Annotated in this window: 10 protein-coding genes; 5 read left to right on the plus strand and 5 right to left on the minus strand. The window is 42.8% G+C overall.

Annotation, left to right across the window (positions count from 1 at the left end; translation table 11 throughout):
* The first annotated feature begins 1,031 nt into the window (after nt 1-1,031).
* Complete coding sequence (locus A4S05_RS02535; RefSeq protein ID WP_069068252.1) at nt 1,032-4,595, plus strand: plasmid replication protein, CyRepA1 family; 3,564 nt, start codon at nt 1,032-1,034, stop codon at nt 4,593-4,595.
* Nucleotides 4,596-4,701: 106 nt separating this feature from the next.
* Here A4S05_RS02535 and A4S05_RS02540 read toward each other — a convergent pair whose 3' ends face one another.
* From A4S05_RS02540 to A4S05_RS02560, 5 genes are all read right to left on the minus strand, one after another.
* Nucleotides 4,702-5,631: a tyrosine-type recombinase/integrase gene (locus A4S05_RS02540; RefSeq protein ID WP_084226953.1), complete on the minus strand. Its 930-nt coding sequence runs from the start codon at nt 5,629-5,631 to the stop codon at nt 4,702-4,704.
* 629 nt (nt 5,632-6,260) lie between these two features.
* Complete coding sequence (locus tag A4S05_RS02545) at nt 6,261-8,387, minus strand: SF1B family DNA helicase RecD2 (protein WP_084226954.1); 2,127 nt, start codon at nt 8,385-8,387, stop codon at nt 6,261-6,263.
* Between the two features lie 550 nt (nt 8,388-8,937).
* Complete coding sequence (locus tag A4S05_RS02550; protein ID WP_069068253.1) at nt 8,938-9,171, minus strand: hypothetical protein; 234 nt, start codon at nt 9,169-9,171, stop codon at nt 8,938-8,940.
* 73 nt (nt 9,172-9,244) lie between these two features.
* The gene (locus tag A4S05_RS02555; RefSeq protein ID WP_069068254.1) at nt 9,245-10,060 is read right to left on the minus strand and encodes an ATP-dependent DNA helicase; all 816 of its coding nucleotides are present in this window, start codon (nt 10,058-10,060) and stop codon (nt 9,245-9,247) included.
* A 261-nt stretch (nt 10,061-10,321) separates the two neighbouring features.
* Nucleotides 10,322-10,726: a hypothetical protein gene (locus A4S05_RS02560; RefSeq protein ID WP_069068255.1), complete on the minus strand. Its 405-nt coding sequence runs from the start codon at nt 10,724-10,726 to the stop codon at nt 10,322-10,324.
* Between the two features lie 201 nt (nt 10,727-10,927).
* Between A4S05_RS02560 and A4S05_RS02565 the strand changes: the two genes are divergently transcribed.
* The 4 genes from A4S05_RS02565 (at nt 10,928) to A4S05_RS02580 (ending at nt 12,351) form a co-directional block, all read left to right on the plus strand.
* On the plus strand, nt 10,928-11,134 hold the full coding sequence (locus A4S05_RS02565) for a hypothetical protein (RefSeq protein WP_069068256.1): 207 nt from the start codon (nt 10,928-10,930) through the stop codon (nt 11,132-11,134).
* 69 nt (nt 11,135-11,203) lie between these two features.
* Complete coding sequence (locus A4S05_RS02570) at nt 11,204-11,530, plus strand: hypothetical protein (RefSeq protein WP_069068257.1); 327 nt, start codon at nt 11,204-11,206, stop codon at nt 11,528-11,530.
* Nucleotides 11,531-11,563: 33 nt separating this feature from the next.
* Entirely contained in the window at nt 11,564-12,010 is a 447-nt protein-coding gene (locus tag A4S05_RS02575; protein ID WP_256090794.1) for a hypothetical protein, read from the plus strand.
* A 2-nt stretch (nt 12,011-12,012) separates the two neighbouring features.
* Nucleotides 12,013-12,351: a hypothetical protein gene (locus tag A4S05_RS02580; RefSeq protein ID WP_069068259.1), complete on the plus strand. Its 339-nt coding sequence runs from the start codon at nt 12,013-12,015 to the stop codon at nt 12,349-12,351.
* Nucleotides 12,352-12,488: the final 137 nt, after the last annotated feature.

Genomic DNA, 12,488 nt, shown 5'->3' on the forward strand with positions numbered 1-12,488 from the left:
TTCCTTACGTAAGTAGGTATACACAAGGTTATATTTTACCCCTTTGTACTTAAAACATCTACAAAATTCACAATTATTAACTGAAGCTAGGTTCTCAAATTACCTTTCTAGGCTATATGATTTAAATGTTACATCTTAATAGGGAGATTTAACGCATCTCTAGTACATTATCCGGTCTAGCTTGAGCATAAATAATGTGAAAGAAGTTGACCAGCGTCAACCAAGGAACACCGCCTGCGGGTATTTTTGATCACTGATTAACTCAATGAGTTTGTTTTGAAAATCTTGTGTCTAGGTATCTTAACCTAAACCAAATATCTTCTGCTAATACATTTGAGTGAAAGCTCTTACCTCAACTGAGTAAAACGACCATAACTTCTGTAAAATCAAGCTAATTGAAAGGAGGCATGAAGGTGAAGATACAACGGTACGACAACTTAACGCAGAAAGCGCCACTAAGGAGTCGCGCTTTCTGCGTATTGCAAATTTCATATTGATATAGAGCGGGGTTGATCTCGAAGGAACAAAAGAAGTTGCCGTTGAAGTTTGGCGACAGAGACGACTACTAAATTTGTCCGAGAGTTTTTACCGCGCTGCAAGATCCATTATAGGATCTACCGCTTGGAAAGTCCATTCTTTGCGGCGTGTTTTTGCTGTCAAAATTCATAAATTTTAGGTAAAGTTAAGTTTGGTTAAGAAATATCCCGAATGTTGTAGCAAAAAGAAGTAGCAGCGCGAATAACAGTTACCAGTTATCAGTTGGGAGTAGAATCCAAGATTAGATAACTGTTTACTGTTGACTGATAACTGATGCAACCCCCTCTGAACTTGTAAACCGAGTTATCAGGGGAAAATATTGTGATAAATAGAGAACGCCCCAAGAGCGCAGTAGTAGAGCGCATGGGGTCGAGTGCAGCTTTCGCATGGCAATTTTGTGCTGTGACGAAGGGAAATTTTCGGAATATCCAGGCTAGAGCAAGGGTTTCGCAGCTTGAAAGAGTTCTCTCTAAGGAATTCCGAGGGGAGAACCGATGAATGCAGAGACAACTGAATATCCCAACAACCTCACGGCAGCGGAATACCATGAGTTGTTAGCTGGTAGCGCCATTCATCCGGCGTTAATTAAGCGCAACTTTTTCCATGTAGAGGGAGAATCAGTTTATGATTTCCTGTTCATATCTGATAAAATCCCACGTAAGAATGCGGGTCGGGTCACGGATGGATACTTAAAGCTGTATCAGCATTTGCTGTTGGGTGGGACGTGGATTCAATCACTTGACCCATTCAAAAACTGGCAACCAATGGAGTGGGGAAGGATCAAGCCAAACTTCCCACGCATTAATTGGGAAAAAGGCAAGCCAGTTAAGTACGAATCACCCCCCAAAACCCCCAACCGCGTTACCTACTTTGATGTCGCTAACCCTATCTGGGACAGAGTTGCAAAGCGTTATTTAATTAAGCGCTATCATTCGCTTTTAGCATTGCGCTTGCTGGATCAACTCAATCCACTAATATTTTGGGAGTGGGTGAAACAGCATCCAGAGATTCCGATAATATTATGCGAAGGGGAGAAGAAAGCCGCTTGCTTGCTTTCGTTGGGGTTTGTAGCGATCGCACTTCCGGGAATTTGGAACGGGCGCGTGGGCAAACAAGATTTTGATGAACGGTTGCATCCTGACTTAGTACCAATGGCTCAGGCGGGGCGCAAGTTCATTATATTATTTGATTACGAAACTTCTTCTAAAACCAGGTGGTCAGTTTACCAGGCAACGGTACGGACTGCCAAAGCGATTGAGGCAGTAGGTTGTGAATGTGAAGTTGCGCTGTTGCCGGGGCCAGAAAAAGGCGTTGATGATTTTGTAGTTAGTCGCAGTGAAGATGCTAACGCTCTACTGACCGCAATCATCGATGATGCTAAATCACTTGCTGATTACAAGCGCTCGTATCGGGCTAAGAAATGGGGACTTAGCAAATACAAACCAGATGTCACTGTTAATGTCAAGTATCTCTCTGAGGCTTTGTGCATTCCTGAACTTGAAGAAAAATGCTTGAGAGTGCCTGAGCTTTATGATCTTGAAAAGGAACAACTTTTCACGCCATCTATAAAAGGACATCCTCCAAACAAGGAGTCTACGGATTCTGGCGGAGTTGATTCATCTAAATCGAAGAAATCCCCTAGCTTCAATTTCCCCAAATCAGGACTGGTCGTACTCTGGAGCGACATGGGCACTGGCAAAACTGAACTCATGCGCTGGTGGCGTGACCAAAACCCCGACGCGCGGTTCCTCAACAATGGGCATCGCGTAAATTTGCTGAAAAATCTTGCCGAACGCTTGCAGACGGCGATGTATTCAGACTTGGGTTACACAGGTTTAGCTCAGGCTCAAGCCCTTAGTATTACTATCGACAGCTTGCATAAGCTGAATACTCAGTCTCTCACCTACGGCTGCATATTTATAGATGAAGCCTGCCAGTATCTCACCCACCTACTACACAGTAATACTTGCAAACAGCACCGTGCAGCAATACTTGAAGTACTGGAATATATAGTATACAACGCGCCACTGGTCGTCATCGCTGATGCACACATGGATGACCTGACTGTGGATTTCTTCCGCTCCATGCGACCATCAGGCGAAGTTCCTTACATCATTAAAAACGAGTGGCGAAACGGTTCACGCACAATTTATTGGTACGAGGGGGATAATTCAAGCGCCATAGTCGCCCAAATCTCGGCAGCGTTGATGCTTGGAGAAAAAGTTATGGTTGCCAGCGACAGTAAGCGTTTCATCAAAAAACTCGACAAATCCTTTACTATCAAATGCGAAGAATCAGCGGATTCTGAACAATCACATACACCTCAAAAATGGCGCATTTGGTCGGTTCATTCCGATAATTCTGGCAGTGATGAGAATGTCGCTTTCATCAAAGATATCACCAACGCCGTCAAAAATTTTGATGCCTTGTTCACCTCTCCCAGTCTCGGTACTGGTGTCGATATTTCGGAGTATCATTTTGACTTAGTATTTGGTGTGTTTCACGGCGTTTCCCAAACTGCTACTGAATGCGCCCAACAGCTTTACCGTTATCGCCCGAAAGTCCCGTTTCATATTTGGGTGGCCCCGCGTCCTCCCTTTGGTTACCAAGATACAAACGCATCCAAGATTAAAGAGCGCTTGCTCCAAACCAATGAAATGACCGCTTTTCTGTTGCGGATTGACCGTCAAACAGGCTTAAGAGGCGCAGAGAAAGATTGGGCGCTTGAGGCTTACTGCCAAATTATGGCTAACCGCCACTATTCTCTCAATAATCTGCGTGATGATTTGCGATCGCTTCTCACCGAAATGGGCAATACATTTATATGTGTGGGAAATGATTCAGATCCTCAATCTTTTGAAAGTCTAAAAGCAGCAGCACAAGCTTTGGATAGTTCCCACAATTCGGCTGTTGCCAAGGCCAAGAATATTACCTTGAGTGAGTACCGCGCCCGTCAGAGCAAAGATTACCTTGACCCTAGCGAAATTTTTGAATGTGAAAAGTTTCGCATTTCTGATTCTTACGGCATCGAAGTAACCGAATCACTCGTAGAAATGGATAAAGGTGGTCGCTTAATTAGAGCAATTGCTGGACTTGAAGCCATTTTAGCAAAGCCCGAAGAATCAATTGTTGACCCCAAAACTGGGCAAAATTATCCTATCCCACCAACAATTGTCACCCAAAAAGACCGCACCGAGCGGGACAATTTACCTTTGTGCATCGACTGGGGGAATTACTCGGCACGGTGGCTGGCTAGATTTAACCTGGGACTGCATCAAATTCTCTTAAGTTTAATGAAGGGTGATGAAGTTACCGCCGACGATTCCACCTTACTCAAGATGAGGGAGATCGCTATACATTGTGCTGCTCACGTCAAAGCAATTCTTGGGTTTACTATTCCCAGTGACTGTAAGCCTATTTGGTTGCTAGGAACTTTAGTCGAGCAGCTGGGGTTAAAGTTGACTTTCCGTAAGCAGGGTAAACGGGGTCAACAGGTGAAACTGTTCTCTTTAGATAAAGAGCAATTGGAATTTGCAATGCATGTAATTGCTCATCGTGAAACGAAGCGTAATCAAAAAGAAAACCGAACCTGTTATACTCCCCAAACCCCTGCTGTGCATAGTGTAAACCCTAATCAGCAACCCGTATCCGCCCCCCCCCTTGATGCTATAGGGAACTCCCATTGCCAAGGGGAGGATACTACAGATGAGAGCAGGGGAGCGGAGGAGCAGAGGAGCAGAGGAGTTGAGGAGTTGAGAAACAAAGAAGAAATTTGTACAAGTTCTTTCCCCTCTGCCCCCCTGCCCCCCTGCCCCTCTGCTCTCTTCACTGATCGCATTACGCTACTTCATTGCGTGGAAATACTTCGCTCTGGCATTTCTCGTGGAGTGGAGGCAATTAAAGGCATTCTCAAGGGATGGGTTGAGGATTTGCGCTGGGAGACGGTACTGGAACTTGAAGTGATCGCGGCAAATGAACTGCGACTTGTGGAAGCTCAAGTTCCTGAATTTTATGAATGGCTCTTGGAAGAAGTGTTGCCTATGGAGGGGGCTGGCTAGGGAAAAAATCTTTTTGGCATTTGAAAGCTGTTTTTGTTTCGTTTCCGGTAGCAATCTATGCCACTGGTTCCAATTTGTGATGCATTTTCACAAGTCATGCAAAATGTCAAAGATCCATCAAGTTTAAAGCGCTACTGTCATTAGGTCTAGCTTTGAGATAGCGATCGGTGATAGCTAAATTGGCATGACCCAAAGTTTCTTTCACCAGTACGGGATTAGTCCCGCGCTCAATCGCGTGAGAACCGTGGGCATGACGTAACCAGTGAGCCGAAACCAGTTCGCTTAATCCGGCTTCGAGTGCGATCGCTTTAACAATCGGGTGTAAGTTTTGACGGTCGAGGTGTCCCCCCTTTTGACTTGGAAACACTGCTTGATTGGAGTGAGCCGAAGCTTTGAACTCCATTAATTCCGCCCAAAGCTTTGGCTTGATGAGAATTGTCCGATTTTTACTGCCTTTGGCTTTTCGCACGTACACTTGACCACTCTCACCACGGGGTGTCAAATCTCCCCAAGTCAGATCACAGATTTCACTTGCCCGTAACCCTGCTTGATACAAGAGTTTGATAATTAACAAATTACGTAGGGCTGTGTACTGTCGTTTGGGAGTTTTCGCATCAGCTAAATGCTTAGAAGCTGCCCGTACCAACAATTTAATATCAGCTTCATCGAGATAGCGTTCGTTGATTACATCTGGTAATTCACCCAGTTTTAGTGCCATACCCACATTAAAAGGGAGATATCCAATTTTATGAGCGAAACTAATCAAGCTTTTGGCACAAGCTATGTATATCCGCTTTGTGCTTTCGGCATTGCCCCCAAAAGAACTAGCGTATTCTACCAAGTCTTCATAAGTCACTTTTTTGAGAGGCTTGTCCAGAAAATCCAGAAATCGCCTAGTGTATCGCTGGTAAGCCCGAATAGAAGACGACGCTTTTCCCTCCAACCACAGCGCAATCAACTTCGCCTCCGCCTGCGCTACTGGCAAGGAAGCGATCGCCTTTCTATGGGCTGTTATGTGGACAAGAGAGAGCGTCATTTTTATTACTCCCTTAATAATCAGACACAATCATAGTTTCGTCTGGTTTTATAGTGTCTGATTTTTATTGTCCTTTAAAATGGGCGTTTCAACTCACCCTCAAGCGAATGAAAATTTCTCGATTTTTGCGTATAGTACACCTTTAATACTGAGGAGCGTGACAAACACAATACTGTTATGCAATTGTTCAGCAGGGTATTTATTTTGAAAAGCCTAAAAAGAGGTGAAAAAAACAAACTAAAAATGACTTTATAGTTAATAAATGATATAAGAGGTCAAAAAGCGGACTCCAAAGTTTATTTACGCCGCAATGTACTGCTTTTTAAGCGCTATCACGCCATAAAACTATAGAGTCATTTTTAGTTTATTTTTTTAGAGTGGTTTGATTGCTTTGCTTTGTGTTTAAGACACTTTTTTTATAGAACCGCAAACGGTAGCTAGAGAAGTAGTTTCTCAAGAATTGCCAAGGCACTTACCAGTAATGAATGGCACGCCGTCGATTACGAGGCAGCAGAAAAAGGTACAAACCGAGTGGAATTGTGGGCGAAAGCACAGCTAGCTACCAGATTTCTCACTCTTGATTGAGAGCAAAAACCGCAAGGCGGGTGAAATTGTTAAGTTGAACATTTCTAAATTGCAATCGTCGGGTGCAAAAAAGCGCTTTCCAAGCGCTGCTGTAATCGCGTATATCGCAGTTGGCCGTCACTAGAACGCAAAGCCTTGGATATCGCTCTCTTGGAACCAACGACAATCGCTAACTGCTTGGCACAAGTTAATGCTGTGTACAACTGTTTACGAGACAACATCATATAAGGCTGCGTATAAATTGGCAGAATTACTACCGGATATTCTGAACCCTGGCTTTGATGAATGGTGAAGCTCCAGGCGAGGGCAATTTGATTTAAGTCTGCTCTGGTTCTAACAACAGTATGCTTACCATACTGTACAGTAACTTCCATCTTTTCAAGATCAATGGCCTTGATAATTCCGAAGTCGCCATTAAAAATATCGTGATTATAATCATTAGTCAGTTGAATGATCCGATCGCCTTCTCGTAATAAATTCCCGCCCCTGGTAATCTCTACTTTGTCGGGACTGGGTGGATTAATCAACTGCTGCAATACGGTATTGAGGTTACGAGTCCCAAGCAAACCCCGCGAGGTGGGGCAAAGCACTTGCACATCAGTAGCTCGATTGTAACCCAGGTGGGGAATCAAGTCTGTAATGATTTCGGATATTGCTTTAACACCATGTTTGGGATGATGACCGCCGCCGTGCCACAGACACTCAGACACGGGATTATCGGAAATCGGTTCAATTGTGGGAAACTGGCTTCGGTTAATTTGGTGAGCAGCGGTGATAATTGCGCTCTGTTGGGCTTGCTTAAATACCTTGGTCAACCGCACCACCGGAACGTGACCAGAATTAATCAAGTCAGCAAGGATTTGACCAGGACCGACAGAGGGTAACTGGTCAATGTCACCCACTAGCAGTAGTTGGGAACCGTATTGTATCGCCTTTAGCAAAGAAGATGCCAGAAACAAATCGAGCATACTAGCTTCTAGCGCGACAATTGCGGTATGGGGTAAAGGGTTTTGATTATCGCGTAAGAAGCCCATTGTCTTTGGGTCAAATTCCAACAAGCAGTGTATGGTCTTGGCTTCGAGTTGTGTGATTTGACTCAGGCGTTGAGCAGCGCGTCCAGTTGGCGCAGCTAAGGCGATAGATTTGCCCATTGCTTTCCACAGAGAGACTATGGTGTGGGTGGTGAAAGTTTTACCGCAACCGGGGCCACCAGTAAGAATCATTACCTTTGAATATGCAGCCATTTCTACCGCTAGCCGTTGCTGTGGTGAAAGTTTGATTTTATGACTCTTGGTGAAGCGCTCAATCCAGGCGCGAACACGAGGCATATCTTGTGCAACTGGTTGGCAAAATCTAGATTGTATTAATTGAGCAAGGTTCTGTTCGGTGTGAAAGTAGGTTGGTAGATAACATAGCAGGGTTTGGTCTGAGCTTTTCTCGCGGATTAAGTCATCCTTGAGTGCCATGTCTTTGATAATATCAGCGAGGGCATCTTCTTCGGGTGTGTGATCTGCTGTAGTCAGCAGTTTGATAACATTCTCAATGAGTTTTGGCTGGGGTAAATAGCAATGCCCATCGGCAGCAGCTTCGTTCAAAACATGAATTAAACCAGCACGGTAACGGAACTGACTATCAGGCGCAACTCCTAAATAAAAGGCAATTTTATCAGTTCTCAGAAAACCAATACCGTAGATGTCAGCAGCTAACTGGTAGGGATTACTGGTGAGAGTAGCGAGTGCTTCATCCTTGTACTGCCTGTAAATTTTGACTGCATAAGTAGTAGAAACGCCATGACTGTGGAGAAATAGCATTAAATAGATGTAAGAGATGTAAGAAAATAAAATAAAAATAAGTTGATAGCTAAATAAAGATATTTTGAATTGAAGCAGAGACTTGATATTTGGGTTATGCCATCGGCGACGGCGACCCGGACGCGAACAATCCCACAAACTATCGAGTTTGCCCCAGTACCAGCGATGAATTGTGTCGCGTACAGTCTGTGGATGCCATTTTAAGTATTGTGCGATCTTTACCACTGTCCATCCAGCGGCTGATAAGCGTAGTACAGTGGCACGACTTTGAGTTCTTGGTGGTATACCTTTTGCTTGAGTGAGTGCTAGTAGGGCTTGATCTTCTATTGGTGACAGGTCAACTTTTAAAGGCGCTGGCATCTTGGTCAGGGGTAAAAATATTTACGACTAAAAGAGATTATCCCAACTTGATGTGCCATTTTACTTTATTGAATTCTATTTACGAACGCCAAGATGCTCCCTAATGGGCGAAGGAACTTTAGGTGATTGCGAGTTAGTTTATGATGTCGTAAATTACACAGTTAAAAATACAACTTTAACATGGAATGAAATTCCTGTTCTGTATCATGATACTTTATCTAGGTAAAAAAATAAGTTGATGGTAGGTTCATTTAGCCTATTTACCTAGATGAGTATAATGCAGAAAGTTTTACTGCATAGCAATGCCTACAGTAGTGATAATTGCGTAAAGCAAGGTGTTTTATATTATAAAAAATAAAGTAATACAGAGGGCATAAGGGAAGGCACAGACATCCTTTGGCATGGTGGTCTGCAAATTCCCGCTCTTTTTAACACCCTTGATCTTGGCTCATCTCATATAAAGGATTAGTTTTTGAGAATCATAATTAAGTTTTTGCCGACCATTGGTCGGCAAATTGCGATGCCGAGCAACCAACGATATTTTAATTTTTTAAAATGTAATTATTTCACAACCTTCAAGCAATTCGTCATAAACAGTTAGTTGTTGTGTTTTTAAGTGGTTTGGCAATGAATCATCATCAAAGGTCAAAGTAACAATATGAGTATTTGTGAGACTAAGAGATGATTTGCTGATATCGGTTATTGCCGCACTCATGCCGCTTCGAGTACCGATTAGATACTTCACTGATTGGCCGATCTTTAACTGTGTTGCTGGAATAGCCATAAATGTTAAAAGTGTACTTCAAGAGTAGTCTGGTTGGATGCGACCGTTGTTCTCATTTTGGGCATGGGTTTTATTATTGGAGCAGAACTGCGTCAATTGCTGAATCAATTAACTCAATTGCGGTAGTTTCATAGTGATAAGTATTAAAGCGAAACTTGCCGACAAGTTCGGGCTGTTTTGACGGACGATAACCATACTTGGATTCATACATTTGTAGTGCAAGACTACCAATAGTAGTCATCTGTCCTTGTGTTGCAGTCAGTTGACGTTGTTGTAGCCTAGAAGCGACAGTAACAGTAGGGGAAGATGTTGTTGTACAAGTGGTTTTTCTGGTGTTGCTCAAACTCTGCCAGATTTTACTAAGTTGCTCAACAGGTGAAATGAGGAGATTGGTTAGTCCAGTAAAACGCTGGGCGGGTTTATCAGTAGCGACAGCAGTTTTCAATGCTTCATGCTGTCCAACTGCGATGAATGTACCCATTGCGCGAGTCATAGTCGTGTAGAGCAGCTGACGGGTTAACATCCGGTAATTAGCCCTGACCAATGGGAAAATCACATAAGGAAATTGGCTACCTTGACTCTTGTGGCAAGTTATACAAAACGAGTGCATAATTTGCTCGAAGTCTCCAGGATAATAATTAACAACTGCGCCGCCCTCCCAAGAGATCGTAACCAAAAATTTTTCTGGCTCCACAGCAATAACCTGACCGATCTCGCCATTCATCACAGGTGGGACAGTTTCATAACGGTTTTTCAGTTGGATTACGCGATCGCCGACTCGGTAGACAACCGACCCAGAGACAACTTGTGGTTGATTTTCAAGTTTTGGATTAAAGATGGGGGCAAGAAGCAGATTGAGATTGTGAACTCCACAGTCTCCTCGTCTCAAATCGAAAATCCAATTGGCTTACGAATTCTAAAGAATCTCCTTGTGCGATGAAAGCTGTTCATGGGCTAGAGCCTAAAAGGGATGTAAAGAAATGTTTCTGTTAAGGTCATCAAATTTGGCTTCAATACAAGATTTAGTCATCTGCTAAGTTAATGGCAGTTAAGCATAATGGTTTTGGTAAGAATGGATAGTTAAGCATGGCGCTTTTGGCAAGAATAGATCGGGTATTGTGTGGGATTTTAACGAAAATACGGAATTATGTCATCCGGGAAGTTGGTTGGAAACATCCAAATGTTTTTTCAAAGTATAGGGGCAATCAGGAGTTTTGATTCCACTGGCTTTCTGTAATTTATAGGATGCCCAAAGCTGCCACCGTAAAACATCGACTCCAATAGTTGAACTACCGAATTGTACTCTATAGTCTTTGTCTGGGTTTTGTATAACATTTTTGATGATGGTATTTATCGCTTCTACCTTGAGATTATTCGGTATGCCCATTAGTAGTTTTGTAAGCCACTGTTTGATTTGTGGTGACTGTAGCCAGTCTTTGATTTTGTCATCAGTGGGAGTTAGGCGATTGGCTAATAGCGTGGAATTTTCGTTATCTTTATTAACTTGACTTGTAAGCTGAAATAGCTGCTGAAAATTAGCATCTGTGTTGGACATAAAGTTGATTGGTTAAAAGAGAATATCTCTATTATAGATAAATTGGATAAATCCAATAATAGCTAATATTTTTATCAAGATATTAAGATAAATAAATATAAGAAGATTATTTATCCTTTGACACAAAATTATAAAGATTTGACTAATTAATTATGTTATAAATATTAAATAAGTTCCTTATGCAAGTATCAAATAAATACTATGCACCCAATAGAGTTTAAGAATAAGTGGAAATTAAGTTATCGGGAGCTTGCCCTGGTTTTGGGGTACGAAAGTGAATACACTACCCGAAACTGGAATATGCCAGGAGAACATAAACGGAATCCTCAGAATGTTGTTCGCGTAGCTTGTCGTCTTTTAGATGAAAAGTGGGAACGGGAAGGAAAAGCGCTCAATTCTTATCTTTAACCAGTTTTTTGTGACCGCTAATATTTTTTAAAATGACACTCCCCCGCCACGAAAAAGGCGGGGTATTTTATGTATAGTCAGAAGTTGCAAGAAGTTCTCAGAATCATGGGGATAGGGGGGAAAACTTGGCAAAATGAAGAACTAACAAGACCAGAAGTTGCGGCGATGTTAAAGCCAAAAGTTTCTGCAAGACAACTACAAGCATATTTGAATATCGCTCGGAAATACTTGCCAGAGTTCAAGAAATTCACCAACAAAAAAACAGGTGGTCTAAATGGCATGAGCAAGCTATACAAGTATCATATTGCTCCCCTTCAAGAAATTCGCTCACTAGCTAGAGAGCATACTTTAGCTGATATAGAGAATGAGTTTCATCAAAGAGGATCGAAAAAGTAATTTTTATGTTTATGAAGTAAAGGAGCAATTCTCTTGGCATCTAATAATTCTGTGCGAAGAACACAATTTCAAGTTTTTGCTAAGGCGCTCGCGGCGATTGGGCGCAAGTATCAGCATCACATAAACGCTGCCGGTACGGCAACAATCATTGTCATGCAGTCAATGCCCTCTTATGGGTGGGGCTTGTTCGATTCGGCCCAGGTGGCAATGACTTGTATGTTCGGCGGCGCTGGTGGTATTGGTGGCGGTGGTGCGGCTGCTACTACCGCCATTCAAGCACTTCCGGCAGTTATAAATGCAACCATCACAGTACTTTTGTTTGTATACTTTGTGGCTTCTGGGCTTAAAGTTGCCAACGGCATTGGTGAAGGACAGGAAGTAACGCAGATGGTTCAACAGCCCGTAGGCGTGTTTTTCATAATCCTGGTGCTTTGGATTGCTCAAAGCATCTTATTTAACGGCGTTACAGCCGCTTGCTAGTGATGAGCGAGTCTAATAAATTGCCCATGAAACGGGTGAATCAGTCACTTGGTCAAAATGCAACAATAGGTATTTTTACTGGCTTTCAGTTTGCAGTCGCCTTATTTATGTTTGGCGTGGGCTTCATCATAGCGATTATGTTTGGGGCGGGAATAGTTTGGGGACTGCTGGCTGGTGTTTGGTTGAGTGCCACAGTGATAGTTTTATCTGGCAAACGTCCTTACTTGTTCTGGTCAAGAGTGTTCCCAAGCGTTCCAGTTTTCACTCGTGGCTATGTCAGATATACTTCGCCCCAAAACAAAAAAAGGGCGGGTTCAAAGGGGATGCCTAAACTATGGTAAAAAGAAGCATTCGTAATCAAAAAATAGTACCCTTTGAAGACTTTCTAGACCTAGCAACTTTAGTGAAATTGAAAAAGGGTAACTATGAAATTGGGGCTTACTTGTTGAGCAAAAAACGTAAGGATTCAGGTGGCAGA

Origin of the sequence: Nostoc sp. KVJ20, from assembly GCF_001712795.1 — a bacterium.
In the GTDB taxonomy this organism is placed as follows: Bacteria; Cyanobacteriota; Cyanobacteriia; order Cyanobacteriales; family Nostocaceae; genus Nostoc.